Origin of the sequence: Oceanihabitans sp. 2_MG-2023 (genome assembly GCF_030547245.1) — a bacterium.
GTDB lineage: Bacteria > Bacteroidota > Bacteroidia > Flavobacteriales > Flavobacteriaceae > Oceanihabitans.
Map to the genome: position 1 here is coordinate 548183 of NZ_JAUOQT010000003.1, position 26605 is coordinate 574787.

24 protein-coding genes and 1 pseudogene are annotated in these 26605 nt (G+C 31.3%); 8 read left to right on the plus strand and 17 right to left on the minus strand.

Annotated elements, in window-relative coordinates; all coding sequences use genetic code 11:
- Positions 1–2: 2 nt before the first annotated feature.
- From Q4512_RS09150 to hemN, 7 genes are all read right to left on the minus strand, one after another.
- The gene (locus Q4512_RS09150) at positions 3–440 is read right to left on the minus strand and encodes a nitrous oxide reductase accessory protein NosL (protein WP_303423977.1); all 438 of its coding nucleotides are present in this window, start codon (positions 438–440) and stop codon (positions 3–5) included.
- 26 nt (positions 441–466) lie between these two features.
- The gene (locus Q4512_RS09155; RefSeq protein WP_303423978.1) at positions 467–1087 is read right to left on the minus strand and encodes a hypothetical protein; all 621 of its coding nucleotides are present in this window, start codon (positions 1085–1087) and stop codon (positions 467–469) included.
- Between the two features lie 151 nt (positions 1088–1238).
- The gene (nosZ, locus tag Q4512_RS09160; RefSeq protein WP_303423979.1) at positions 1239–3209 is read right to left on the minus strand and encodes a Sec-dependent nitrous-oxide reductase; all 1971 of its coding nucleotides are present in this window, start codon (positions 3207–3209) and stop codon (positions 1239–1241) included.
- Positions 3210–3237: 28 nt separating this feature from the next.
- The gene (locus tag Q4512_RS09165; protein ID WP_303423980.1) at positions 3238–3807 is read right to left on the minus strand and encodes a fasciclin domain-containing protein; all 570 of its coding nucleotides are present in this window, start codon (positions 3805–3807) and stop codon (positions 3238–3240) included.
- 6 nt (positions 3808–3813) lie between these two features.
- Positions 3814–4317 carry a cytochrome c gene (locus Q4512_RS09170; RefSeq protein ID WP_303423981.1) on the minus strand — a complete coding sequence of 168 codons (504 nt, stop codon included), beginning with the start codon at positions 4315–4317 and terminating at the stop codon, positions 3814–3816.
- 190 nt (positions 4318–4507) lie between these two features.
- On the minus strand, positions 4508–5341 hold the full coding sequence (locus tag Q4512_RS09175) for a universal stress protein (protein WP_303423982.1): 834 nt from the start codon (positions 5339–5341) through the stop codon (positions 4508–4510).
- A 21-nt stretch (positions 5342–5362) separates the two neighbouring features.
- The gene (gene hemN, locus Q4512_RS09180) at positions 5363–6727 is read right to left on the minus strand and encodes an oxygen-independent coproporphyrinogen III oxidase (RefSeq protein ID WP_303423983.1); all 1365 of its coding nucleotides are present in this window, start codon (positions 6725–6727) and stop codon (positions 5363–5365) included.
- 153 nt (positions 6728–6880) lie between these two features.
- Here hemN and Q4512_RS09185 point away from each other — a divergent pair, with 153 nt between their 5' ends.
- The 5 genes from Q4512_RS09185 (at position 6881) to Q4512_RS09205 (ending at position 10991) form a co-directional block, all read left to right on the plus strand.
- Positions 6881–7510 (plus strand): YceI family protein, encoded by a 630-nt coding sequence (locus Q4512_RS09185; RefSeq protein WP_303423984.1) that lies wholly within the window; start codon positions 6881–6883, stop codon positions 7508–7510.
- Between the two features lie 85 nt (positions 7511–7595).
- On the plus strand, positions 7596–8147 hold the full coding sequence (locus Q4512_RS09190; protein ID WP_303423985.1) for a superoxide dismutase family protein: 552 nt from the start codon (positions 7596–7598) through the stop codon (positions 8145–8147).
- Positions 8148–8255: 108 nt separating this feature from the next.
- Complete coding sequence (locus tag Q4512_RS09195; protein ID WP_303423986.1) at positions 8256–8786, plus strand: RNA polymerase sigma factor; 531 nt, start codon at positions 8256–8258, stop codon at positions 8784–8786.
- Position 8787: 1 nt separating this feature from the next.
- Positions 8788–9594: an anti-sigma factor gene (locus tag Q4512_RS09200; RefSeq protein WP_303423987.1), complete on the plus strand. Its 807-nt coding sequence runs from the start codon at positions 8788–8790 to the stop codon at positions 9592–9594.
- 26 nt (positions 9595–9620) lie between these two features.
- A complete protein-coding gene (locus tag Q4512_RS09205) occupies positions 9621–10991 on the plus strand; it encodes a hypothetical protein (protein ID WP_303423988.1) in 1371 nt (456 codons plus the stop codon).
- Positions 10992–11248: 257 nt separating this feature from the next.
- Here Q4512_RS09205 and Q4512_RS09210 read toward each other — a convergent pair whose 3' ends face one another.
- The 3 genes and pseudogenes from Q4512_RS09210 to Q4512_RS09220 all read right to left on the minus strand — a co-directional run bounded on the left by Q4512_RS09210 (position 11249) and on the right by Q4512_RS09220 (position 16140).
- Entirely contained in the window at positions 11249–13477 is a 2229-nt protein-coding gene (locus Q4512_RS09210; RefSeq protein WP_303423989.1) for a TonB-dependent receptor domain-containing protein, read from the minus strand.
- Between the two features lie 24 nt (positions 13478–13501).
- Entirely contained in the window at positions 13502–14794 is a 1293-nt protein-coding gene (locus Q4512_RS09215) for a tetratricopeptide repeat protein (RefSeq protein WP_303423990.1), read from the minus strand.
- Between the two features lie 95 nt (positions 14795–14889).
- Positions 14890–16140: pseudogene (locus tag Q4512_RS09220) on the minus strand (DUF4331 family protein).
- 137 nt (positions 16141–16277) lie between these two features.
- Here Q4512_RS09220 and Q4512_RS09225 point away from each other — a divergent pair.
- Positions 16278–17453: an LETM1-related biofilm-associated protein gene (locus tag Q4512_RS09225; protein ID WP_303423991.1), complete on the plus strand. Its 1176-nt coding sequence runs from the start codon at positions 16278–16280 to the stop codon at positions 17451–17453.
- Between the two features lie 2 nt (positions 17454–17455).
- Here the strand turns inward: Q4512_RS09225 and Q4512_RS09230 are convergent, their stop codons facing one another.
- From Q4512_RS09230 to Q4512_RS09255, 6 genes are all read right to left on the minus strand, one after another.
- Positions 17456–18211, minus strand: coding sequence for a LytTR family DNA-binding domain-containing protein (locus Q4512_RS09230; RefSeq protein ID WP_303423992.1), 756 nt, complete (start codon positions 18209–18211; stop codon positions 17456–17458).
- Positions 18212–18236: 25 nt separating this feature from the next.
- Complete coding sequence (locus tag Q4512_RS09235) at positions 18237–18581, minus strand: 2TM domain-containing protein (RefSeq protein ID WP_303423993.1); 345 nt, start codon at positions 18579–18581, stop codon at positions 18237–18239.
- 10 nt (positions 18582–18591) lie between these two features.
- Positions 18592–18909: a 2TM domain-containing protein gene (locus Q4512_RS09240; RefSeq protein WP_303423994.1), complete on the minus strand. Its 318-nt coding sequence runs from the start codon at positions 18907–18909 to the stop codon at positions 18592–18594.
- A gap of 2 nt (positions 18910–18911) precedes the next feature.
- Positions 18912–20249: a 2TM domain-containing protein gene (locus Q4512_RS09245; protein ID WP_303423995.1), complete on the minus strand. Its 1338-nt coding sequence runs from the start codon at positions 20247–20249 to the stop codon at positions 18912–18914.
- 25 nt (positions 20250–20274) lie between these two features.
- Positions 20275–20895 (minus strand): hypothetical protein, encoded by a 621-nt coding sequence (locus Q4512_RS09250; RefSeq protein ID WP_303423996.1) that lies wholly within the window; start codon positions 20893–20895, stop codon positions 20275–20277.
- 98 nt (positions 20896–20993) lie between these two features.
- On the minus strand, positions 20994–23144 hold the full coding sequence (locus tag Q4512_RS09255) for a TonB-dependent receptor (RefSeq protein ID WP_303423997.1): 2151 nt from the start codon (positions 23142–23144) through the stop codon (positions 20994–20996).
- A gap of 169 nt (positions 23145–23313) precedes the next feature.
- Here Q4512_RS09255 and Q4512_RS09260 point away from each other — a divergent pair, with 169 nt between their 5' ends.
- Positions 23314–23994, plus strand: a complete 681-nt coding sequence (locus tag Q4512_RS09260) for a hypothetical protein (protein WP_303423998.1) — start codon at positions 23314–23316, stop codon at positions 23992–23994.
- A gap of 84 nt (positions 23995–24078) precedes the next feature.
- On the plus strand, positions 24079–25023 hold the full coding sequence (locus tag Q4512_RS09265) for an alpha/beta fold hydrolase (protein ID WP_303423999.1): 945 nt from the start codon (positions 24079–24081) through the stop codon (positions 25021–25023).
- Positions 25024–25119: 96 nt separating this feature from the next.
- Here Q4512_RS09265 and guaB read toward each other — a convergent pair whose 3' ends face one another.
- Positions 25120–26592 (minus strand): IMP dehydrogenase, encoded by a 1473-nt coding sequence (guaB, locus tag Q4512_RS09270; RefSeq protein ID WP_303424000.1) that lies wholly within the window; start codon positions 26590–26592, stop codon positions 25120–25122.
- Between the last annotated feature and the right edge of the window lie 13 nt (positions 26593–26605).

Sequence of the window (26605 nt, forward strand, 5' to 3'; positions counted from 1 at the left end):
TACTAGTCTTTTAGGTGAGCTAGTAATTCTGGCCAAGAGTATAGTTTTCCGCCTTTTTCTGTTTGTACTTTTTCTGCTTCAGATTTATTTTCAAATGCTGTTAAAAATGCTCCCATTGGGCTTGGCATGTTTTTACTGATTAAAAACGTTGCTTTTGTTGCATCCGTGAAAGCTTCTGGTTTAGAAAAATAATTAGTGAAGTATAATTCTATTTCGGACGTATCAAATTCATCGAAATAATGAATCATACATTCTGTTGCATCAAATTTATAAACTTTTCCTTTTTTTGTTACAAACTCTGCTGCATGTACTTTATCTACAATGGTCATTTTACAAAAGTGACAACCATCACTTCCATATTCTATGGATTTTGGTGATACATTACAACTTGAAAAAATTAGAAGTAATATAAGAGCTGAATAGTGTTTTAGTATTTTCATTTTTTTAGTGTTTTGAAAATGTAAAATTAGGATGTTGTTTTCTTCAAACTTATTTTTCGGCCTAGCCAAAAAGCAACAAGTGTTAAAGACATTCCTATAAACATTAAGTAACCTCCTGTATTTGGTAAAGAAGTAACATCAAAATTTAATAGTTTTTTAAACCCAATTAATGGCGGTTTGTATGACATTGGTGTACCATCTGGATTTGTTACTTTTATAATAGCGTGTGGGTCTAAATTGCCACCATAATCCGCTAACCAATTATTAAAATCGTACATGCCTAAGATGCCTAAAATAGACATTAAAACAAACCAGCCTAAGAAATATTTATAACTCACTTTGTTAAGATATCCCAATGAGCCAATAATTACACCTAATAAAGCCATACCTAATATTACTTTAGGAAATACTGAGAATTCCCACATTTCTTCTGCTTTTGGTATGGTTTTCATACCTATGTAGTGATTTAAACCGTCAATATTTTGTAAATCAAATTCAGATACACCTTTTATACCATCGATATAAATATTCATACCTAAAGGGTCTGGATATTGAGGTGCTCCAAGCATAATGTTCCATAACGGGAATTTAAAAAGTCCTAATAACAGTAATGAACCAATTATCATTATAATGCTAGCCTTTTTCATGATGTGTAATATTTAGTATTCTTTTCAGTGAGGTTTCTGTGTTAACAGAATAAAGTGTTTTAAAAAAGAAAGGCGAGAGCGAAAACTCAACTCTCGCCTTAATTAGAGAAATAAACACTAAAACAAAATTTCTCTAATTCTTCAAATTAATTTACTCAATATCTTCTCCTAGAGACCATTTAATTGGCACATCTGAATCTGCAGCAGAAACTCTGATATAACCTTGCATTTCTTGGTGCAATGCAGAACAGAAATCTGTACAATAGAAAGGCCATACACCAACTTGTTTAGGTTCCCAAACAGATGATTTTGTTTGTCCTGGCATTATCAATAATTCTGAATTGTTTTGACCAAGTACAGCAAATCCATGAGGTACATCAAAATCTTGCTCTAAATTAGTAACGTGGAAAAAGACTTTGTCTCCTACTTTTACACCTTCAATATTATCTGGTGAGAAGTGACTCCTAATAGTGGTCATATAAATATGAACTTCGTTTCCGTCTCTTACTACTTTAGTTTCAGCATCAGATTTTGCAGCATATGGGTGTTTGTTATCTGCTAACTTATAGATTTTTTGAGATTGCTCTTTAATAAGACTTGCTTCCATTGCTGCTGCGTAATGTGGCTCACCATGTGTTGGAAAATCTAATAATAATTCCATTTTTTCTCCCGAAATATCATACAACTGGGCAGAATGCTCCATTTCTGGACCCGTTGGTAAATAACGATCTTTTGTTATTTTGTTCATTGCAAACATGTATTTACCTTGAGGTTTCCCTGAGTTTCCTCCAGGAATTGTTAAGTGACCAACAGAGTAATATGTAGGTTTTCTGTCGATAACTTCCCAAGTTCCTATTTTCCATTTTACAACTTCAGAAGAAATAAAGAATGTAGTATATGCATTTCCTTGGCCATCAAACTCTGTGTGTAATGGTCCTAATCCTGGTTGCTCTACAACGCCAGCTAAAACATCTTCGAAATTTAAAATAGGAATGCCGTAAGCTTCACCTGCAAATTTCTCTTTTTCAATAGCATCTAACATTTTTGTAAATGAATGCACGGTTAAATTAGCAGATAATTTTCCGTTACCAACTATGTATTCACCAGAAGGGTCAACATCACAACCATGTGGTGATTTTGGTGTTGGTATGAAATAAACAGCTCCAGGAACATCAATTGGGTTTACAACACGAACCTCTTTATTCATAGTAGATTTTGCTGTATGTGTATGCTCATCATATACATTATGTGTATAATTAGCTGGCATCATTTTTCCACCACCATTATTTACATATTCTTCAATTTTTTTCCAGTTTATAGCTGCAATAAAATCTTTATCGTTTTGAGATGCATTCACCTCTAAAAGCGTACTAGCTTCTTCTGTATTATATGTTGTAAAGAAGAACCAACCGTGAGATTTCCCACGTCCTGGATGTGATAAATCGTAGTTAAAACCTGGCATTAAAACTTGAAATTTAATATCCATGTTTCCTGTTTCTGGTGCTACGCTAATAAAAGATAAGGCTCCTTGAAAGTTTCCTTTGTAATCTTTAATTGGCATATCTCGTTGCGGGATTGGCACAGAAAAACGTGTTCCTGCAACTACATATTCTGTGTTTTCGGTTACAAAAGAAGAACTGTGGTTGCCAGCACTATTTGGAACCTCAATAATTTCTTCTGTTTCAAATGTGGTAAGGCTAATTCTTGCAATACGCGGTGTATTATTTTCATTTATAAAAACCCAACGACCATCAATTTCTCCTTTAGATTGCGAAATATCTGGATGGTGAGAATCCCCCCAAGGAATAAATCCGTGAGAAGTATTTAACATAGGTTTAGTCTCTTCAGAATAACCATAACCAGATGTTGGAAACTGTGAAAACACAGGAATCTCTTTAAACATTCTCCCAGAAGGTAAACCATAAACGGTTAAATTACCACTATATCCACCAGATATAAAAGCGTAATGTGAGTCATACTCTCCAGGAGCTATATAAACTTTCTCTGCAATATTATTTGCAAGGGCTCCAGATTTAGAGTTGGATTTGTTCCCGTTATTACAACTTGTAAACCCTAAAAGGATAATAAGCGTTGCAATGCTTGATGTTAGTATTCTTTTCATTATTTTAATATTTTATTTAGTGTTTCAATTATTCAGTTGGTGGCATTAACACTTTGTCTATTATGTGTACAATACCATTACCGGCAGGCATGCTAGCAAGAATTTTTGCTCCTCCAATCATTGGCTCACCATCTACTACCTCTACTTTTACATAGCCATTATTTGCTTGACCTAGTTTTTTAAATTTCTTTAAAAAGTCTTTAGAATAGTTGCCTGGTGTTACATGATACTTTAAAATATTTGCTAAAGCATCTTTGTTTTCTGGTTTTAATAAATTTTCAACTGTACCTTCTGGTAATGCTGCAAAGGCTTCATTAGTTGGTGCAAAAACCATTAATGGTCCTGCGTTTACTAAAACATTTTCTAATGCTGCTGCTTGTACTGCGGCTACTAACGTAGTATGATCTTTAGAACCAATTGCAATACTTAAAACGGTGGTACTTCCATCATCTTCAATAAATGCTTGTCCAGTTTTTTGTGTTGTAGCTTGTGTTTCTACTTCTGTGCTTGTGTTTGCATTTTCTGTATTACTGTCTTTGCAAGCACTTAATAAAGTCATTGCAGCAAAAACAAAAAGCATATTCTTAATTCGTTTCATAACGATTTATTTAAGAGTTCTAAAATATTCTAAAACAGCTCTTGCTTCTTTTTCAGTAAGGTGTTGGTTTGCCATTGGTGCACCATTAAACTCGATTAGTAACTCTTTTGCTAATGGATCTTCTTTTACCATTTGCTCTGGATTTAAAATCATGTTCATTACCCATTCTGGAGTTCTTCTTTCTAGAATACCTTTTGGAGCTGGGCCAATAAATTTTTTGTCTGCTCTATGGCAAGCTGTACACATTTTCTTATAAACATCTTCCCCGTGTGTTGCCATTGCTTGATCTATTTCAGCACCAAGTGTAATAGATTTTATTGGGCCAACACCTTTATTGTCTAAATTTACTTTTTTAGAAGCAGAAACCTTTTCTGCTTTTGGAGTTGCAGCTTTTTCTGTTGTTGCCTTTTTTTGATAAGAGAATCCTTCTTTTTTCTTTTCTTCTTTGCCTCCACAACTTACTAGAAGTGTTACAAATAATACCATCAATAATTTTAGTGTTGTTTTCATCTGTTTTAGTTATTGGTTATTTTAATACTGTAAATTTACTTTGAAAACTTATTTTAAAACATGACATTTATCATATTTAGGACAAAATTGTCTTAATTAAAAATCATGTATAAAAAAGCCGAACATTGTTCGGCTTTTCACTCACTTTAAATTTAATTAATTAACTACTAAGACCTCTTTTAAAGTGAAACTAAATTTTAAATGTCATCACTGGCAAAGTAGAATGATTTGCTATATCTTCAGAAATACTACCTTCAAAGAAATGCGCTAAACCTTTTCTACCATGTGTTGCAACTGCAACTAAATCTGCACCAACAATATTAGAATAATTTAACACTCCTTGTTCAATAGTATAATCATTAACATAAGCAACATTTTTCATCTTGTCTAGATTTCCATCTGCTTTTTTCAAAAAAGTTGCCACACGTTTTTCTATTTCGGTAGAGCTTCTAAAGCGATTATCTGGCAGGTTTACATAGACTAAATGCACTTTCGTATTTAAAGCTTCAAACAACTTACTAGCGTTTAGATATGGAGCTACTGCTTCATCAGAAAAATCGGAAGCAAAAATCACATTTTCAAAATCGGTTAAAATAGGATTTTGCTTTATAACTAATACAGGAATATTAGAATGTCTTACTACTTTTTCTGTGTTAGAACCAACAAGTACTTCTTTTAATCCACTTGCACCATGCGAGCCCATTATTATTAAATCTACATCATGCTCTTTAGCTACTTCACTAACTTCGCTAAACACTTTAAAGTGTTTTACTAAAGGAGTCACATTTACGTCTTGTAAATAGTCTTTATTTAAAAATTCTTGAAACTTTTGCTCTGCTAATTTTAAATAAAAAACGGTTTCTTCTTGTTGCAAGTTTTCTGCACTAGAGATTAAAGCATTCGATAATTCTAGCATGTGTAATGCTAATATTTCTGCATTATATTTTTTTGCTAAAACAGCAGCTGTTTCTAATGCGTATTCTGAGTGTTCCGAAAAATCTATTGGTACAATAATTTTTTTCATGGTTTTTATCGTTTTATGGTTTTAAATGGTCATTGAAAATAGTTGGGCTTCTGGCTTACTACGTTGAAGAAGTAAATCGAAAGCCATACAAATATTTCGAACAAAGGGTTTTCCTTTATCGGTAATTATTATTTTATTGGAAAAGATTTCAATTAGTTCATCTTGTTCCATTTCTTTAAGTTTTATTAAGGTATCTGGTAATTCTGCAAAATAATTTTCTGTTGCTGTCCAAGAAGTTTCAAATTGACACATTAGATTTAAAATATGTTTTCTAATAATTAAATCTTCATCTAATAAAATATGTCCTCGATACACAGGAATTATTCCTTCATCTACCAAATGGTAATACGCTTCAATTCCTTTAACATTTTGAGCAAAACCATACCAACTATCGCTAATTGAAGAAACACCTAGACCAATCATTGCCTTTGTTTTTGAGGCTGTATACCCCATAAAATTTCTATGCAATTCTTTCTTTATAGTTGCTTTATATAAGGTATCTGTTGGTAATGCAAAGTGATCCATCCCTATTTCTACATAATCTGCTTGAAAAAGCATTTCTTTACCCAATTCGTATTGCTTACGTTTACTTTCTGCTGTTGGCAAATCGTTATCTTTATACCCACGTTGCCCGTTACCTTTAATCCATGGTACATGCGCATAGCTATAAAAAGCAATTCTATCTGGTTTTAATAATTTGGTTTTATTAATGGTTTCTTGAACATGTGCTTCGGTTTGAAATGGCAAGCCAAAAATAATATCATGACTTATAGAGGTATAGCCAATTTCTCGTGCAGTTTCTGTTACACGTTTTACGTTTTCAAAAGGTTGTATTCTATGTATAGCTTTTTGAACCGTTTCATTATAGTCTTGTACACCAAAACTTACACGTTTAAAACCTAAATTATATAAGGCTTGTAAATGTTCTTTTGTGGTGTTATTTGGATGACCTTCAAAACTAAACGCATAATTTTCAGCAAGGGTTGCTTTTCTTAAAATTCCAGCAATTAAATATTCTAAGTTTTCTGGTGTAAAAAAAGTAGGTGTTCCACCTCCTAAATGTAATTCTTTAATATTGGGTTTCTTTTCTAATAAGTCACAGTAAAGTTTCCATTCTTTTAAAACAGCTGTAATATAAGGAGTCTCTACTTCATGTCTTTTCGTAATACGTTTATTACAGCCACAAAAGGTGCATAAGCTTTCACAAAAAGGCAAATGGATATAAAGGCTAATACCTTCGGAGTCATTACTTTCTTGAAAAGATTCTATTAAAGAAGCTTTCCATTTTTTTAATGAGAATGTATTGTTATTCCAATACGGAACTGTAGGATAACTCGTATAACGAGGACCTGCTATATTATATTTATTAACTAGTAAATTTGCCATACCTAAAAATTCTACACCAAAATTACACCGCTTATACCTAAAAAAATATGACATATATCATATTAAAAATAATTGCTGTTACTAAGAATTTAATATGTACTTGCAGAAACCCTTTTATCTACTTAACTTTACTGAAACATTTAAAATTTAATCATGAAAATCACAAAACTCCTTACAATATTAGCTGTAATTTCTTTACTATTTACTTCTTGTAAAAGTGAAAAAAAAGACAAGGAAATACAAAATATAGAAAACGCTGAAACAACAAATCTATTTGTTATAAAGCCAGAGGCAACTGCCGTAAAATGGACTGCATTTAAAACAACCGATAAAGTACCTGTTGGAGGAGAATTTGCAACATTAAATTTTGAAAACAAATCTGGAGCTACTCCTGAAGAAGCTTTAAACAATTTAAATTTTTCAATTCCGGTAAGTAGTTTATTTACCAAAGATGATACTAGAGATGCTAAATTAAAAGCATCTTTCTTTGGAGCGATGTTAGATACTGATTTAATAAAAGGAATTATTAAGTATTCTAATGGGAAATATTTAGCCTCTATAACAATGAATGGAGTCACTGAAGATTTACCATTAGAAGTAAGTATTACTGAGGAAAGACGAGTTGCGATGAAAGCGACAATGGATCTTAAAAAATGGAATGCTTTAAGTGCTTTAGAAACATTAAACAAAGTATGTTTTGACTTACATAAAGGTGCAGATGGCGTAAGTAAAACTTGGGAAGATGTTAATATAGAAATCAGTACGTTTTTAAGAGATAAATAAAAAAGTAAAAAACCATCCTATTACTAATTTGTTATTAGACATAATATATGCTAACTTTAGTATTTCATATAAAACCCATTTAACAATGAAAAGAAGTTCAATTTTTATTTTAGCATTAAGTATCATTTTTGCTGTTAGCTGTAAAAAAGAAGTAAAACAGGAAACAGGAACCACAGAAGCAATGAAAGCTAAAAAAGTAAAAATGAAACTAGAGCCTAAAAGCGACAGTAAAGTAAAAGGTAATATTGCTTTTACGGAAGAAGATGGAAAAATTAGAATGGTTGCTATGGTTGAAGGATTAGAGGCAGGAACACATGCAATACATATACATGAAAAAGCAGATTGTTCGTCTGCAGACGGCACTTCTTCTGGAGGACATTGGAATCCAACGGCACAACCACATGGAAAATGGGGAGATACTGCAGGATACCACAAAGGGGATATTGGTAATCTAACCGCAAATGAAGATGGACGCGCTTTTTTAGAATTTTCAACGAATGAGTGGTGTATAGGCTGTGGAGACAAAAACAAGGATATATTAGGAAAAGCAGTTATTGTTCATGCAGGTGCAGATGATTATGGACAACCTACGGGAAATGCAGGAGGCCGTATTAGCTGTGGCGGTATTATTGAATAACAACAACATAATTTATATTAAAAAAAGGCACAAAATTGTGCCTTTTTTTATATTTATAATACCTATATTGTTCCATAATTTATTGTTAAAACAAATTATTAATATTACATGCAATTAGAACTTCTCGTTTCTAAATTTCAAGAAAAAGACGAAAAAGCTTTCGAAACACTTTACAATATGTATAGTGAAAGTATGCATGGGGTAATTTTTAATATTGTAAGGGACCCTGACATTGCTCAAGAAATTATGCAAGATGTTTTTATAAAAGCATGGCATAAAGCAGATTCCTACTCTGCTAAAAAAGGTCGTTTTTTTACTTGGATCTTAAACATAGCACGCAATGCAGCCATAGATAAAACACGTTCTAAAAATTTTAAGAACACAAAACAAAACCTTAACTCCGATTTTTTCGTAGATATCATTGAAAGCAACGAAAGTTTAGACGATCAAACAGATGCCATTGGTATTAAAAAGTTTGTTTCTAAACTGGCAGATAAATGTAAACAAGTAATTGAACTGTTATATTTTAAAGGATATACACAAAAAGAAGCTTCGGAAACATTAGAAATGCCAATTGGTACAATAAAAACTAGAAATAGAAAATGCATAAGCGAATTACGTAATATGCTAGATGTTTAATATGAATACAAAGGAATACATAGAATCTGGAATCTTGGAACTTTACGTTGCAGGAACCCTTTCTGAAAAAGAAAGTCAAGAAGTCTATGCGCTTACTTTAAAACACCCTGAACTTCTCGATGAAGTTTTAAAAATTGAAGCTGCCATAATTAAACTCACAGCTGCAGTTTCACCAAGGGATAGTAAATTATTTTACACTTCTATTAAAGATAAAATAACGAATAATAACGACACTAAAGTTATTCCTCTAGATAACAAACCTAATAAACAATGGTTTACTTATGTTAGTTGGGCAGCTTCTATTGTATTTGCCGCAGGAATGTTATGGTTTGCTAACCAAAACAACCAACTTAAAGAGCAAATACGAATTGCAGATGTGGATAAAGAATTATTAGAAGTACAAATAGAAAAAGGGAATACCAGCTTAACAGAAGCAAAAAAACTTATTTCTGTATTAAGAGACAAAGACATTATTCCTGTACCTCTTGCTGGACAAGCAGTATATCCAGAAGCATATGCTAAAGTATATTGGGATAAAAAGAGTAATAGTATCGTATTAGATGCACAAGGTTTACCAGAACCTCCTAAAGGAAAAGTATATCAAGTATGGTCTTTAAAACTAAATCCGTTAACTCCAACAAGTTTAGGTGTTATTGCTGATTTTAATAGTGACGAAAACAAACTATTTACTATAGAAAATGCCAATGCATCTGAAGCGTTTGGTATTACTTTAGAACCAGAAGGAGGAAGTGAATCTCCTACTCTAGAGCAACTATACACACTTGGTGCTGTTGCCTCTGCACCTTAGGAAGAATTCAAAATGCGTTCTTTATTATGCATAAATGCGTTACATACTTTATAAAACAAATAGCACTATTTCTATTTATTTTAATTCATCTCGCTTTTCAATCAAAAAATAATTTAGATAATCTTTTTGAGAATTGCCTAATCTCGGATACCGAAAACAATATTTCTAGAAGCAATCCTATTAGAATTATTGCAGTAGACCATGAAAATAATCGTATTAAAACGAATTATATAGCACTGGAAAACTTATTAAATAAAGCGACCGAAAATCAGTCTTGGTTTATCACACAAGGAGAAGAGGCTTCTAATATGGTTGAAATAATTAAAGTAGATGTACACTCTGGTTGGATTACCCTTGGTAAAACATATGCTGGTGTTTTTAATATGGAGGAGGAAGAAACTTTAGAATTTTTTAATCCGTTTGTAAATTATAAAATAATTAAAAACAAACCATTATTTGAAAACTATCCAACCTATATAAAAGACGAATACATTAACTACATTCAGGCTGGTGGTATTATAAAAAGGGCAGATAATGATTTTGTATTACTAACACCTGTTGTTTTTGGTGCACATAATAAACGATCTATATTTTACGCCACAAGTTCGGACATAGAAAATTGGGAGTTTCAAGAAAAAAAAATACTTAGTACTGATCAAATTTCATTTGCAAAAAAAAACGGAAATGTATTTAGCTCTGGAAATCCTTTAAAATTAGAAAACGACACCTTTCTTGTTTTACTTGGTGTAGAACAACCAAACGGAAACTATACTTCTGCGTATATGATTCTTAACAAACGATTAGAAATAGTACAATCTCCTAAAGAAATAAAAATTCCAGAATGGCATGGAATAGAACAAAATAGTTTTCCTTTAGCAATTACAAAACATAAAGATGTATTTAGAGTATTGTTTCACCGAAGAAGCTCGAAGTTTATAGACACAGAGGTTCATGAAATTACTACCAAAACTATTTTTAAAGTGTTTGATGAAAACCTAGGTATTCTTTCGTCTAAGGTTATTCAAAAAGCAAAAAACTCCTCTGGTTATTTACACGGAAAGGCAGATGATGCTTCTTATATTACATATAATTCGGAATTATATATATTACTTGGTAGCGAAGAATTACCTTCAGAATATCTCACTTCCTTCAATCGAGAATATGGCTTAATGAAGTTACAAAACGAAAAATGGATACACGATACTCGTAGCCCTTTAATTGTTAACCCTATTAACATTAACAACAAATACCCAGAATACGACTGGACTTCAGACCATTTGGGTGGTTTTATCTCTCCAATATTTTATAAGGACTACTTATACATATTTTTAAGCTTTGGAACAGATAATCCTGATTATATACTTTCGGGGATTAAAATAAAGACAGTCCAAGAATAAATAACTATGGCTTAATAAATTATAGATAGCTTATTAAAAAACATAGATTTGAGCTCCTTTTGTTTAAGAAAAGGAAAGCTAGTATATAAAAATGTATGCTTCAAAAGGCACATCAAAATTTATTATATAAAGAAAACGCCAGCTTATTTCTAAACGTGACGTTTTCTAACCAACAAAAAACTTCTTCAAAAAAACTCCCTTAAAATTTTTCTAGATTATATAGCAAATATTATTTCTGTTGGTATTTTTATACATTCTTAAAATGTATAACTAATACTTCCCTTTATAAAAAATGGTGTTCCTGGAGTAAAGTGAATTTCTTCCACCGATTGCACTTCATTTTGTAATCTAGATTCTGTTGCAAATTGTGTTTCATTCCAATCTACATCAAATAGATTTTCTATAACCATACCTAATGTAATTTTGTTAAAAGTGTAGTTTACGTTAAAATCGGTTACAAAATATCCTTCTGCTACAATAGAATTATCTTCGTTTGCTGGTCTATCATCTATAAAGCGATATCTAATTCCTCCAGAAAAACCTTTTAAATCTTTAACAGACAGACCTCCAGCCATAGTAAAATCTGGTGCTAAGGGAATATAATTCTCTCCTTCTGGATCCTCTACACTTCTTGCATGTGTTATTGTTGCATCTGTATCAAAATACAACCAATCATTTAGTTGGTATCGCAATCCTAAATCCAATCCGTAACGTTCACTTTTTCCGCTTGGTTCTACAATTCCTGCATCTCCAACATATACAAATTCTTGTTCTGAAAACAAATACCATAAAGCAGAATTAAAAACTACTTTTGAAAATGGTTTCCAAATATTTCCTACATCTACACCATATGCACGTGGTAATATTTCTTCTCCTCCTTGTGCTACTACTACTCTAGTATCGTTAGAGTGAAAACCAATCCCAGACTTTACAAAGAGTTGTAAATTATCATTCGCATCGTAGAACAAATTAAGCTTCGGACTAACTATTGCTTTTGTTTCCGATTGTGTGTTTAAACTAGGTTGTAATTGATCGTTATATAAAAACTTAAAATAATCTAGACGTAATGCTGGACTTACTGTAAGTTTACCAAACTCGAAATCTGCAGAAACAAATGCGTCTAAGTTGGTTTGATTTATATCTCCTAACTGTACATTTTCAAGAAGTGTTGTTTTATTTAAAGTTTTAGATAACTCCACATCTTTAGATATATCGTGTCTTAAACCAACTCCGTAATTTAATTGTACTGGCACTGCTCCTAAATACACATCTTTAGTTATTTCTGTATTTACTCCAAAAATGTTTCTATTTTCCTTTTGTTTTATTTGATCTCCATTTACTGGGTCTTCTAAAAAGAAAGTAAAATTAGAATACAATTCAAAAGCATAATGGGAATAAAAAGCATTCGCTTTAAGCGTTGTATTATCCGAAATGTATTTGTTATATACTACATTAAAATTAGTTCGTTCTGTGTTTCCGCCTTCGGTATCATCTATAGCACCAAAACGTGAAATGTTACCGTTATCAACTTCTCTTTGTGGAATTTGCCCAGAAGCATCCCAACGACTTGTAAAATGAGAGGCCGTTAAAGAAAGTTTATTATTATCTGGAGTATACATTACATATTTTCCAAAAAGGTTCAGTCTATTAAAATTTTGAGGAGACTCAAATGGTCCATCTGTTGCAATATATTCTGCTGCTATATAAGCATTTTGATTTTTTTTATCTTCCAACAAATTAAACATAGCCAATGTTTTTAAGGAATTAAATTGTCCTGCGGAGAGTTTAATTGTACTTTCTTTTAAATGGTCTTTTGTTGAAAAATCTACATATCCAGCAGTATTAAAATCGCCTTGCTTACCGTAATAAGGTCCTTTTCCAAAATCTATATTGTTAATGGTCTCTGGAATTACAAAATGTAAATCACTATATCCTTGACCATGAGCGTGAGACACCATATTTACTGGCATACCATCTACACCAATAGAAATATCTGTTCCATGATCTATATCGAAACCTCTTAAAAAAAGTTGTTCTGCTTTACCACCTCCTGCATGTTGACCAATGATTAATCCTGGCACTTTTTGTAATATTTCTTGTGAAGAATTTACTGGTGTTGTAGCTAAATCTATTTTAGTAATGGTATTAACTGCATTTAATTGTTCGGTAAGAACCAATTCTTCTAACATTAATGTTTTACTTTCTAGGGCTACCTCTAAACCTTCATTTATATGTTTGTTATTTATAATTATTGTCTTCTTTTTAAAACCAAGTAACCCAATATTTATGGTGTCTCCTATTTTGTTATCTAATAAAATAAATGTACCGTTTGGTAAAGTATGTGCATGTGTGTTTGCATTGGTATTAAACACATAAACATTTTCTAATGGTTGATTAAAGTTATCTGTTACTTTCCCTTTAATATTTTGTCCATTCATTGTAAAAAAATAACAAAATAAGATAGCTATTACTATTATATTTTTCATATTTAAATTTTTAAAACGGTAAAACTAAATATTTTTTATTTCTTTTTCTACTAAAGGACCAAGTTCGAAACTACTTTCTAATAATTCTTTTTTTAGTTCTTTAGCTTCAGAAATTTTCCCATTCGCTTTATATATTTTTGCTAAATGATACATCGCTTCTGGTTCAAAAGTTTTGTTTAGAACATTGTCTTCTGCTATGTGTAAAGCATTTTCATAATGCCCTTTGTTATAATAGGTCCAAGCCAATAAATCATACGATTGTGCTGTTGGTCTATTATCTATTTCTTCTCTAGAAAGTTTTAATGCTAGATCGGTAAGGTTTAATTCTTCAGCAAATAGTTTTGCATTGTAAGCATTATACATATCACCATATTTTGTATTATTAACTGCGTTTGCATAAAGTGTTAAGTATTTTGTTTTAGCCGTTTTATCGTTCATATATTCTGCAATTTCAGCTTTTAACAAGTAATAATCTGGTGCTTGATGTTGTTTTGCTATGGTGTTTAAAATACGTATAGCTTCTTGTGGGTTACGCTCATAAGAATAAACAATCCATGCTATACCTTTTTTAGCATATGCTTCGTTTGGGTTTATAGCTAATGCTTTTAAATAATAATGGTATGATTTTTCTATTTGTCCGTCATGCCCATAATAATCTGCAATATTGGTATAAGCCCATTGCATTAATGCTTTATTTTTTGAAGACTCTGCAATTGCCATTGCTTTCTCCATATATTTTATGGTTGCAGATAAATCGCCTTCATGATCGCTCCATTTAGACAGGCGAATTAAAAAACCAAAATCACTAAGGTCTTTTACTTGTGCTAAATAATGAGATGCTTTTTTAGTATTACCTAATTCTAAATGTACATCGAATAGCATTTTTTGAGTTCCTTTTAAATTTTCGCCAATAGTTTCGGCTTTTTCTAAAAGATTTAATGCTTCTTTAAATCTATGTTGTGAAATATAATTTCTTGCTAAAGCACGTAAATAACCAGAATTGGTATAATTGATTTTTTCGTTTGCCTTAATTAGGCTTTCTTCTGCAAGAATTAAATAATCTATATTACCAGTCGCTGTAAATAATTGAGATTGAGACGCTGCTAATTTTACTAAATAAGGATATTGATTAGGTTCTTTTTCTAGCTTATTTTCCCAAAAGTCATGATCTCCTTGAATAGTTTGCAGTGTCTCGCTCTCTAATCCTTCTAGATATGTGTTATAGTCGTTTACACTTGTTATTTTGTCTAAAGATTTATTACAGCTTGTTAATACTAGTAATAAAATAAAAAGTAGTTTATAATTTGCTGTGTTCATTTTTTTTGTTTTTTGTTGTTGGTTGTAGGTTGTTTTTGTTGTTGGATTTATAACCATTAGAGTATGGCAGGCACACTCTAATGGTTTAAAAAAATTTACCAAGCAGAAGCTAAGTAAGGAAATGAGGCAGAAAAAGGTTTATCGTTAGCATCTACATTGTCATTGGATAACTGTGAATTTTCGGTAAAGTCTTCACCACCAAAAATTAATAACAATTCTATTGTTATTACATCATCAGTTAAATTTCTTCCGGTTAACAAAGCTCCTGTTGCAGGATTAAAAAAAGTAGTTTCACCATCTAAAGAAAGGTTAAGTACATCTGTAGCTAATAGCCCTGTAAAATCTGCAGAAGTTTGCATTAAAGCATTCATATCTCCTGGATTCGCAAAAGCAGGACTTAAACCCTCTAAGTTTGCTTGAAACATAGGTTGAAAAGCAGCTCCTTGAGCATCTGGAGTTGTTACATTAAATGTGTTTTTACTTGCAGCACTAACAAATACCGTATTTACGGCTGGTCTTCCCATTTGATCTTGTTGTGTATAGGTTCCTGAAAAATCTGGTTCTATAGACATAGATCCTTCATTATTATTACTATCATCATCACTAGAGCAATTGAATGCAAATGCTGAAATTAATATTGCGCCTAATATTGTTTTTATATTGTTCATAATTGTACGTTTTAAATAAGTTAGTTTTTATTGTTTTGTTTTTGCTTCTACCCAAGTATTGATAGTTCCAGAACCACCAACCATAGTTTTTGGCACTTCAACAACTATAGACATTACATTAGTTCCTTTAAAAGTATCTACTCCTGGACTATTAAATCCCGTTGCATTTCCTGCAATGATTTCACCATATTGTGCAAAATCCATAAAGAAAGGATCATCTCGAGGTCCTGCAAAAAATTTCATTCCAGCATTTGTTGTAGCTGTTGCAGCTTCACCATAAGCAGAAATCGCTACAGATGTTTGTGTTGCATTGGTTTCTATAGCACTATCTACACCTACACTTCCTGGTATAGTTGGTCCAAAGAAATACATTCTACCATCTCTTGGTATCGCTTGTAATACTAAATCTTCAACATTATCTCCAGTGGTATCAATGTTAAACTCTATTAAAACATTTTCATCAAATGCTGCTGAAGCTGTTGCGCTAGGACTTAAAAGTCCTTGTACATTTGCTACAAACACAACATTATTTGGGTCTTCTGCTTGAAAAGCATAGAAATCTGTGATATCTGCTGTACCACTTGCAACTGCAGGAGCATCAATGTGATCTGCTGCTACCATAAAGAAACTAGCTATTGCTAAAGCTCCAATTCCTAAAATAATTTTTGTTTTTTTCATAATAGTGAGGTTTTTAGTTAATTAATTTTTGACTCTCACACATACCTACGCAAAAAAGTAAAAGAGGGTTTTAAAAAAGTTTAAATATTTTTTATTCAGTAGAAAAAATTATCTTTACACAACTTAATATTACAACCATGAATCCATCGGCAAGTGGCTGGATAAACAAACTGCTAAAAATACTAGAGACCAACAATACTCTAGAACAAACAACAACACATGCTTTTTATTTAGCATTAAGAGAAAGCGGATTTATTTATGGAAATAATATAGATATAGTTAAAAAAATATTTGTAAAAAAAGATTTCACAAATGAAGAAATTTGCAAAACCAATCTCTTTCTATCCTTATATTTCTCTCATAAAAAGTTAGATGATTCTGAAAATTTTATAGATAGTATCATCGAATTCTATACTAAAATTGAAGAATATAAGTCCTCCTACTTTAAAGAGCTTTTAGGAGAAAAAAAATCTGCAGGATTACTAGAAAAAATAATTCATAAACGTGTTTTAATTGATGACAACCTCATCTCTAAAAGCTTTAATTATTTTATTACTAATGCATTATTATATATAGATGTTCTTGCTTACAAGCATTACTTAAAGACTAAAACGATAACCGTAAATTATATTAAGAATTTAGAATCTTCGCTAGAAACTATTGTTTTATCTGCATTAAATGCTAAACAAACCAAGAGTGAATATGATACTAGTTTAATAAAGTTATTTGAGCAATCTTTACGTTTTCAAAAAAAATACAACATTACATATAATGAAGCGATTACATTTATTCAAAGTGAATTAGAAACACAATACATACTAGATATGGCGTGTATGGCTACTTGGACAGACGCTTCTATAGACAAAAAGGAATATGAATTTTTAAATCAGTTAGGAATAGATTTAAAACTAGAACAACAAAAAGTTAACGAAGCTATTACAGCAATAACGTTATTTTACAATACCTATAAAGAACAAATTATTTTACTTGGATCTAAAAATATTGTAAAAACTTTTTACGATAATTCTAGTAAAATGGTTAGCAAGCTGATTTCTAGAAATAGCAAACGTCTATATAAAGAATTAGGTGAAAGTAAAGAATTGATGCTCTTAATTTCGCAATCTACCATTAGAGATTTAAATGATGAAGAACAGAAAAAAGTACAGGGACAGTTATTAGATATATTTAAATCGATACCAAGTTTAGCTATATTTTTACTTCCTGGTGGCGCTTTATTACTTCCTTTAGTAATAAAATTTATACCCAAATTATTACCTAGCGCTTTTGATGATAATAGAATTGAAGACGATTAAAACTACTCTAACCATGTTTTAAAATCTTTAACTCGCTCTCTAGCAACTATTACTTCTTGCTCGTTATAGGAATTTAATTTTATTTGCAAACGCGAATTAGTATAACTTACCATATCTTTTATTGCCTGAATGTTTACAAAAAACTTTCTGTTAATTCGGAAAAATTGTTGTGGTTCTAATTCGTCTGTTAATTGTTCTAGTGTGGTATCAAGTAAATAATTTCTTCCTTCTGAAGTATGCAAATAAGTACCTTTGTTTTCACTATAAAAGCACTCAATATCTTCAATATTTATTAATTTTAAATGCTGGCCTACTTTTACCGAAAAACGTTTTTTGTATTCGCGTTCTATTGGGTTTACAAGTAATTTTTTAATATCATTAAAATCTAAAGTAACACTTTTTTGTTCTGGGATTCTGGATTTGTACTTAGAAACTGCTTTTTCTAAATCTTCTTCATCTATAGGTTTCAATAAATAATCGATACTATTTAACTTAAAAGCTTGTAATGCATATTCATCATAAGCTGTTGTAAATATTACAGCCGATTGAATATCTATGGTTTCAAAAATCTCAAAAGACAATCCATCACTTAATTGAATATCTAAAAATATAAGATCGGGATGCGCATTATTTTGAAACCAAGCTATAGACTCTTCCACAGAGTGCAACATAGTATCTGCTGTTAGGTTAAGACTATCTAACATACGCTGCAATCTTCTAGCAGATGGTTTTTCGTCTTCTATAATAAGTACTTTCATAAAAGTGGTATTATCGATTATTAGTTTATTGCCAATTTTGTTGTTGTTCTTCTTTTTCTAAAATTTTTTTAATCTTTCGTTCTTCCCATGCCTTCCCTAAAAATACATTTCTTCCAAAAACACCTAAAAAATGAAAAAATAAACCAATTCCCCAATAAAAAACTGTAGAAAAAACATTAAATGTCCAAAAATTTTCTCTTTCTACATTTAATGAAATCATATAAAGAATTACAATATTGATTACTATATATGATAATAAATGCCAGTAAAAACCTTTTATTTGTCCTACACGTTTCTTCGCTTTTAAGTAAGCTTCTTCTTTACTAAATTGGTTATTGTTATAGCTTTCTATATGTTGTGTTTGTTTCATCTTTATTTTGTTAATCCCAGTTTTGAAACTTTTTCTCTTGTTCCATAAACTTTTTAATTTTTTGTTCTTCCCATTTACTCCCAAAAACAAAATTTGGTAAGAAAACAGAAAGCGCATGAATAATTATTGCAATACCCCATGTACCAAATGTTATAAAATTACGAAACTGAAAATAACTTTCCCCTGGATCTAAGTTTTTAATGTTTATAAATACAAGCATGATATTTATAACAATATAAATCATCAAGTGTGTATAAAAACCTTTAATTCGTTTTACTTGTTTTCTTGCATGCGCAATGCGTTCGTTATTTAAATGATTTGAATCCATAATTAGCTCCATTTATTTTGTTGTTCTTCTTTTTCTAAGATTTCATTTATTTTACGTTCTTCCCATGTTTTACCATAACCAAATACTGTAAAAGCATGAATTATTATACCCATTCCCCATCCAAAGAGAGGAAACCAAAACCATTGGAAATTCCAGGATGTGGAGTAGTTAATAAATATTAAAAATGGAATTACTAGACAATACGAGGTTAAATTTCCGTAAAATCCTTTAATTTCTTCTACGCGTTTTTTTGCTCTATAATAAGCGTCTTCTTTTGTGTTTGTGTTTATACGTTCCATACTTGTGATTTGTTTTGTAAGCATTGGTATTGCTACTGCAAAACGGCTTGCTTCTTGATTGATATTTACTTTTTTTGTGGTTAATAATTGGTAGCGTTGCATGATATTACTTAAACCTACTCCACTACTCTTTTTAACTATTTGCTTTACCTGCAAATTATTTTCTACTACTAGATTTCCATTGGTTTCATAAATTTTTATGTGTAATGGCTTACTAGATGTTACGATGTTATGTTTTACAGCATTTTCTAATAAAAGTTGTAACGATAATGGTACTACTTTGCTTTCTGGGTTTGTAGCTTGTTCTGGAATTTCAAAAACAATACTATCTTCAAATCGCATTTTTAAAAGCGACATGTATGTTTTTGCAAAAGCTAATTCTTCATCTACAGTAACTAAATCTTTGTTTTTTTGCTCTAAAACATAACGATATACCTTAGAAAGTGATGTTGTAAATTTTTGTGCATTACCTGGATTTTCTTCAATTAAACTGGTTAATACATTTAAACTATTAAATAGAAAATGTGGATCTAATTGATTTTTTAAAGCATCAAACTTTGCACTTGCCGTACCTGCAATTACCTTTTGCTCTTTTACTTTTTGTTGCTGTAACTTGGCGAAGAAATAAAAGGCATGAAAAGTAATAACAATAGACAATGTAATCCAGATTCCAAAAGAATAATTTCTCCAACTTTCTTTAGCTAAAAAAGCTTCAAAAGTTGTACCATCATAAACCAATGCCGTAAGTACTCTTAATATAAACAAACCAATAATGGTTATTATAATAGAGCCTACAATTCCTATTATAACACGCTTAATGCTAACACCGTTTTTAGTATTCCAAGTTCTTTTTTCTAAATAGTTAAAATAATACATATTAGAATAGCCTAATACAAATGCATATAACTGATAAAAGCTAAAGTTGATTAAAAGTGCATTGGTGCTTTTAAAAGCAAATCCGTTATAAGAGGCATTTCCTATTACAAATACCAGGCAACCAATTGCAAAGGTGATTAGTATATTTTTTATGTATTCATTCATAAGGATTGGTATCTATTTTATACTATTATTTACAGCTTTTTATAATTTCTTGAGCACGTTCTCTTCCCCAGTTTGGATGAAATTCTGTTTCTGGTTTAAAGGTAGTAAAAAGTTGTAAAGCTCTTTCTGCTTCTTTACAAAATGGCTGTATATCATTGCCAAAATAACGTGCACCTCCAATATTCCAATCGGCTTTACTCAAAACAACTCTAGGATTGTTTGGTGCTATTTTTTCTGCTTGCGCATACAATGCCATTACTTTACCAGAAAGCAACATACCATAGGTTGCACCATCACTTGCTACATAAACGGTATGTAATAATGCCTGCATGACCATAATTTCTGGATTATCTATAGATATTGCTGATGCTTCGTTTAAAAAGTCTTGTGCTTGATTTAATTGTGCTTCTAAAGCTTTTGCATCTTTTAACTTAGTAAAACCATCTAAAATTAAAGTTTCTGCTGCATAATAAGGAGGTAACCAATTGTCTGGTTCAGCTTTTGCTATACGCTCAAAAAGTTGAGAAGCCTCAATAGGATTAGTTTTCCAAAGCTCTAATGCTTTATGCATTCCTTGTTCGTATTTGGTTTGTGCTGTAACTAAACTTGTTATTAATAAAGTTACGATGATAATTAGATGTTTCATTTTTAGTTTGCTTTTTATGTTATACAAATATCTATTGTTTTCGGTTGTTTAAAAAAAATGCATTACTGAACTGTTATTATTTTAGGACAGACTGTTATCTATAAATTATTTAACTGATTATCATTTCCTTTTTCGCTGATAGTCCAGAAGAAACCAACAAAAAAGAATTGATCTGTTGCAGGGCGTAAACTTCTACTAGCGAAATTGCCATTTATATCTGGTGTATTTGCATACTGGTATCCGTTTACATTTTTAAAACCTAAGACATTATTTACCGATAAATACAGTATTTTTTGGGGAGAAAGTAAATAGGCCCAATTTAAACTTAGATTATTATAGGATTTTGTTGTGGCGTTTAAAAAGCCTGTTTCATTAGGGTTGGTATACGTTCTTCCAGAAGCAAAAGCATAACTTAAACCTACTTGACTTTTCCAATTGTCAATCCAATATTTACCAACTACAGATAGATTGTGTGTGTTTGCAAAATTAGGTTGTGCTGCATTAGGATAGTTTTTATAATCTCTTTCACTATCTAAAAGCGAATAACTCACCCAATAATCTACATTTTTTATGTTATTATTATCTCGCCAAAACAAATCAATTCCTTTTGCAAATCCTTTTCCTTGATTATTATAATTAGCATCAAAACTTACAAACTCACTATCGTATTTTACTAAATCTGTATAGTCTTTTAAATATGCTTCCGCTCTAAAAATTTGCTTATTGTTATTATACTGATAGTTTAAAATATAATGAGAAGTATGCTGTGCTTGCAAATTAGTTTCAAACTTTAAAATATCAGAATTCGGATTCTGATAAAAATCACCATAGGCTAAAGAAACTTGGCTTTTCTCTGAAATTTTATACGCCATAGAAACTCTTGGAGAAAGAGTAATGGCATCAAACAAAGCGCTATATTCTAAACGCAAACCTGCTTTTAAGGCTAGATTTTTTGAAAAGAAAATATCTGCTTCTGTAAAAGCTGCACTTATATTATTATTAAATCCGTAATCTACAGAAGGTATCGAGTTATCTTCATAATTTTCATTAAAATCGGTTGCTAAATATTCTGCTCCAAAGTTTAATTTAAAACGATTATTAAATTTATGTTTCAATTTTACTTTACCATGAAAAGAATTTTGAGTGTCATTAATATCGGAAGCATCCACTTTAATTTTATTATTAGCATTTGTATAACTCATTCCTGTTTGTAACGTCCAAGAATCACCTAACATTCCTTTGTAAGAACCATTAAAATATAAATTGTTATTATTTAGTTTAATAGAAACACCATCTGGGTTATTAATATCTTCCTGAATTAATTCAAAACGACTAGCATCAAAAGCCGTGTATAGTTTTAACATTCCGTTATTTGTTTTCTGACGAAATACAGCCTCTCCAGAAGCCGCTTCTACAGGCTTTATCCATTCATTTCTTCCTTTAAAAATAGCATTATAAGGAGCTAAATTTATATACGAAGCATTTACACTTAACGAATTGTTTTCCCATTTTTGTGTATTACCAAGTCCTAGTCCAACACTCATAATACTAATATCGGTTTTTTCTTGATCTGGTTCTCCAGTAGTATTTAAAAGTAGCACGCTAGACAATGCTTGACCATATTCTGCAGAATATCCTCCAGTAGAAAAAGTAATGCCATCAAACAGAAATGGAGAATAGCGTCCGCGAGTTGGTGTATCATTGGTCGTTGGGCTATAAGGTGTAAATACTTTTATGCCATCAATAAAAATTTGAGTTTCTTCAGCTTCACCTCCACGCACAAAAAGCCTTCCATCCTCAGCAACTGTTGTAGTTCCCGGTAAGGTTTGTAAAGCACCTACAAAATCACCCAAAGCACTAGCTGTAGTTACCACATCTAAAGGTTTTAGCACATTAACTTTAGAATTATCTCCTGCAGAAAATGTTCCTGCAGAAAGAATTACAGCATCTAGAGAATTAATATCTTCTCGAAGTTGAATTTTTAAATCTTTCATATAAGAAATAGCGCCAAGCATTGTATAGGTTTCAAAACCTACAAAGGAAACGATTAAGTTTTGTGTTCCTTTTTCTGTGGTTTTAAATGAAAACTCTCCTTTATCATTAGTTGTAGCTCCATCATAAGTGCCTTCTAAATAGACATTCGCTAGTGCAATTGGATTTTTATTTACATCTGTAACTATTCCATTAATGGTTTGTGCAGAAAGTGTAAAACTGAATAAAAAAATGAAAATTAGTGCTGTTTTTTTCATGTTATTTAGTGGTTTAATTTGATTGATACTACAAAGATGTAACAGAAAGTATATACTAGAAATTAATAATTACCGAATTGTTAAATAACATTACCGAGATGTAAAACAATGAAAACACATATTTTTTATACTAGATAAAATGTCTAACTTTAAACTAAAATCTAAAAGGATGCAACAAGAACATGAAAATGACAATCCGCAATTAATATCTTATAACCTTTTAAGGCAACTCATTGGACTCCTAGGCATTGTACTACCAATATTATTAGTGGTTGGTGCTTTTTATTATGGCAACTGTGAGATTGTACAGAGTTCTATTAGTGATTACTACCACACTAAAATGCGAAATATACTTGTAGGTGTTTTATGTGCTGTAGCTTTTTTTATGTTTACCTATAAAGGTTATGATATTAGAGATAGTATTGCTGGAAATTTAGCATGTATATTTGCTATAGGAGTTGCGTTTTTTCCAACAGGTGTAGATACTGTTTCAGAATGTGCAGAACAATGTATTGTTTATGAAGATTGGATAAAAACCGTTCACTTTACCTTTGCAGGATTATTTTTTGCTACACTTATTTACTTTTCTTTAATTTTATTTCCAAAATCTAAAGCATCAAAAAATCATTTAAGCAATAAAAAGAAAAAACGTAATACTATTTTTCATATTTGCGGATATGTGATGATCTCTTGTATTGTTTTAATAGCACTTTACTTTTTTTACTTGCAAGAGCGATTCCCTGAATTGCAACATTTAGATCCTGTATTCTGGCTAGAAAGTATTGCGCTTTGGGCTTTTGGTATTTCTTGGCTTACAAAAGGACAATTGATTTTTAAGGATAAGGATTAAATATTTTAAACTTTTTAGAATTTTTAAAATTTTTAAATCATATTAGAAGATTAATTATCTTTATAAATTAAACCATTATTTTTTTTGAAAAAAACAGGATTCTTCATCGTTTTAGTGCTGCTGCTTATTGTTGTTTGTTTTGGTTATAAAGACATTCCTTTAGATAAGTTAAAAGAAAAATATGCCAATACAGCCTCTAAGTTTATTTCTGTAAATGGCATGGATATTCATTATAGAGATGAAGGAATTGCTAACGATTCTTTACCTATTGTTTTAATTCATGGTACAGGAGCTAGTTTACATACTTTTAATGCTTGGACAGAAGATTTAAATAAAGAACATCGTGTTATTAGAATGGATTTACCTGCTTTTGGTTTAACCGGTCCTTTTCCAGATAGAGATTACGCCATAAAAAACTATGTGCAGTTTATTGAAAACTTTCTTAGTACTTTACATGTAAACAAATGTATTTTGGCAGGAAACTCTTTAGGCGGAAAAATAGCCTGGAGCTACACCCTTGAAAACCCTAAAAAAGTAGATAAACTAATACTTATAGATGCCCTAAGTTATCCTACCGAAGCTAGAAGTGTTCCTTTGGCATTTACACTTGCAAAGATTCCGATATTAAACAAAGCTTTAACTTTTATTACACCAAAATTCATGGCAAAATCTAGCGTAGAAAATGTCTATGCAAATAAAACTAAAGTTACAGATGCGCTAGTAGAACAGTATTTTGAACTTCTGTTAAGACCAGGAAACAGGCAAGCTTTTGTAGATAGAATCATGCAAGAAAACACTTCTGATTCCTATAAAAAAATTAGTACGATTAAAACACCAACACTTATTCTTTGGGGAAAGGAAGACTTATTAATTCCTGTAAGTAATGCATATAAACTGAAAAGAGATTTATCTAATAGCTCCTTAGTCATTCTAGACCAAACGGGCCATGTACCAATGGAAGAAAGCCCTAAAAAAAGCTTACAAGCAATAAAAGATTTCTTAGGTTTAAGACATACAAAGCATTACTAACTAAAATATAATATCAAAAAAATTCCCGCTTTCGCAGGAATTAATGGTTTTATATACTATTAAAATAGGTTGCTATTTTAACTAGCATTTCACTTCTTACCTAGAATAATTAGGAGATTCTTTAGTAATAGTAACATCATGCGGATGGCTTTCGTTAATTCCTGAAGCTGTAATTTTTACAAACTGTCCTTGATCTTGAAGTGTAGCGATATTTTTAGACCCACAATATCCCATTCCTGCACGTAAGCCTCCTACAAATTGATGAATACTTTCATAAAGTTCTCCTTTGTATGGCACACGTCCAACAATTCCTTCTGGTACTAATTTTTTAATATCATCTTCAACATCTTGAAAATACCTATCTTTACTTCCTTTCTTCATAGCTTCTACAGAGCCCATTCCTCTATAGGATTTAAACTTTCTTCCTTCGTAAATAATAGTTTCTCCTGGAGACTCTTTAGTTCCTGCTAGTAAAGAACCTAACATTACTGTATCGGCTCCTGCAGCTATAGCTTTTGGTATATCTCCTGTATAACGAATACCTCCATCTGCAATTACTGGTACACCAGAACCTTTTATTGCTGCAGCTACTTCTAATACTGCAGAAAACTGAGGAAATCCAACTCCTGCAACTACACGAGTAGTACATATAGAACCTGGTCCAATACCTACTTTTACCGCATCTGCTCCAGCTTCTACCAAATATTTAGCTGCTGCACCTGTTGCTATATTACCAACAATCACGTCTAATTGGGGAAATTTCTTTTTTACTTCTTTTAAAACACTAACCACACCTTTGGTATGTCCATGTGCTGTATCAATAATAACAGCATCAACTCCAGACTTCACTAGAGCTTCCGTACGTTCTACAGCATCTGCAGTTACTCCTAATGCAGCTGCAACACGAAGTCTACCATAAGAATCTTTATTAGAAATTGGTTTTTGTGTAAGTTTAGTAATATCTCTAAAAGTAATTAAACCAGCTAATTTAAAATCTTCTTCTACAATAAGTAATTTTTCAATTTTATGCTCGTTTAAAATACCTTCTGCATCTTGTAAAGAAGTTCCAACTGGAGCAGTAACAAGGTTTTCGCTTGTCATCACTTCAACAATTGGTCTTGCATTATCTTTTTCAAAACGTAAATCTCTGTTGGTAACAATTCCTTTTAATGTTCCGTTTTCGTCTATAATAGGTATTCCTCCAATACTATGCTCTGCCATATTTTGCTTAGCATCTAGAACTTTTGCATCTAGTGTTAAAGTAACAGGATCTGTAATCATACCACTTTCGGCACGCTTTACCTTTCTAACTTCATTAGCTTGTTGGGCAATCGTCATGTTTTTATGTAAAACACCTATTCCTCCTTCTCTAGCAATAGCGATAGCCATAGCACTTTCGGTAACAGTATCCATAGCAGCAGATACAATAGGAATATTTATAGTAATATTACGTGAAAATTTTGTTTGAATATTGACTTCGCGTGGTAGTATTTCAGAAAAAGCTGGAACTAAAAGTACATCATCGTACGTTAAACCTTCTCCTACAATTTTGTTGTTGTGTGCTGTCATGTTGCAATTAGAA

Coding starts and splice junctions, on each gene's coding strand:
- Q4512_RS09165 (WP_303423980.1), bottom strand. CDS start 3,807: ATGAAACGAATTAAGAATATGCTTTTTGTTTTTGCTGCAATGACTTTA.
- Q4512_RS09215 (WP_303423990.1), bottom strand. CDS start 14,794: ATGAACACAGCAAATTATAAACTACTTTTTATTTTATTACTAGTATTA.
- Q4512_RS09235 (WP_303423993.1), bottom strand. CDS start 18,581: ATGAAACAAACACAACATATAGAAAGCTATAACAATAACCAATTTAGT.
- Q4512_RS09255 (WP_303423997.1), bottom strand. CDS start 23,144: ATGAAAAAAACAGCACTAATTTTCATTTTTTTATTCAGTTTTACACTT.
- Q4512_RS09230 (WP_303423992.1), bottom strand. CDS start 18,211: ATGAAAGTACTTATTATAGAAGACGAAAAACCATCTGCTAGAAGATTG.
- Q4512_RS09185 (WP_303423984.1), top strand. CDS start 6,881: ATGAAAATCACAAAACTCCTTACAATATTAGCTGTAATTTCTTTACTA.
- hemN (WP_303423983.1), bottom strand. CDS start 6,727: ATGGCAAATTTACTAGTTAATAAATATAATATAGCAGGTCCTCGTTAT.
- Q4512_RS09205 (WP_303423988.1), top strand. CDS start 9,621: ATGCATAAATGCGTTACATACTTTATAAAACAAATAGCACTATTTCTA.
- Q4512_RS09190 (WP_303423985.1), top strand. CDS start 7,596: ATGAAAAGAAGTTCAATTTTTATTTTAGCATTAAGTATCATTTTTGCT.
- Q4512_RS09150 (WP_303423977.1), bottom strand. CDS start 440: ATGAAAATACTAAAACACTATTCAGCTCTTATATTACTTCTAATTTTT.
- Q4512_RS09155 (WP_303423978.1), bottom strand. CDS start 1,087: ATGAAAAAGGCTAGCATTATAATGATAATTGGTTCATTACTGTTATTA.
- Q4512_RS09240 (WP_303423994.1), bottom strand. CDS start 18,909: ATGGATTCAAATCATTTAAATAACGAACGCATTGCGCATGCAAGAAAA.
- guaB (WP_303424000.1), bottom strand. CDS start 26,592: ATGACAGCACACAACAACAAAATTGTAGGAGAAGGTTTAACGTACGAT.
- Q4512_RS09225 (WP_303423991.1), top strand. CDS start 16,278: ATGAATCCATCGGCAAGTGGCTGGATAAACAAACTGCTAAAAATACTA.
- Q4512_RS09245 (WP_303423995.1), bottom strand. CDS start 20,249: ATGAATGAATACATAAAAAATATACTAATCACCTTTGCAATTGGTTGC.
- Q4512_RS09210 (WP_303423989.1), bottom strand. CDS start 13,477: ATGAAAAATATAATAGTAATAGCTATCTTATTTTGTTATTTTTTTACA.
- Q4512_RS09170 (WP_303423981.1), bottom strand. CDS start 4,317: ATGAAAACAACACTAAAATTATTGATGGTATTATTTGTAACACTTCTA.
- nosZ (WP_303423979.1), bottom strand. CDS start 3,209: ATGAAAAGAATACTAACATCAAGCATTGCAACGCTTATTATCCTTTTA.
- Q4512_RS09260 (WP_303423998.1), top strand. CDS start 23,314: ATGCAACAAGAACATGAAAATGACAATCCGCAATTAATATCTTATAAC.
- Q4512_RS09200 (WP_303423987.1), top strand. CDS start 8,788: ATGAATACAAAGGAATACATAGAATCTGGAATCTTGGAACTTTACGTT.
- Q4512_RS09175 (WP_303423982.1), bottom strand. CDS start 5,341: ATGAAAAAAATTATTGTACCAATAGATTTTTCGGAACACTCAGAATAC.
- Q4512_RS09250 (WP_303423996.1), bottom strand. CDS start 20,895: ATGAAACATCTAATTATCATCGTAACTTTATTAATAACAAGTTTAGTT.
- Q4512_RS09195 (WP_303423986.1), top strand. CDS start 8,256: ATGCAATTAGAACTTCTCGTTTCTAAATTTCAAGAAAAAGACGAAAAA.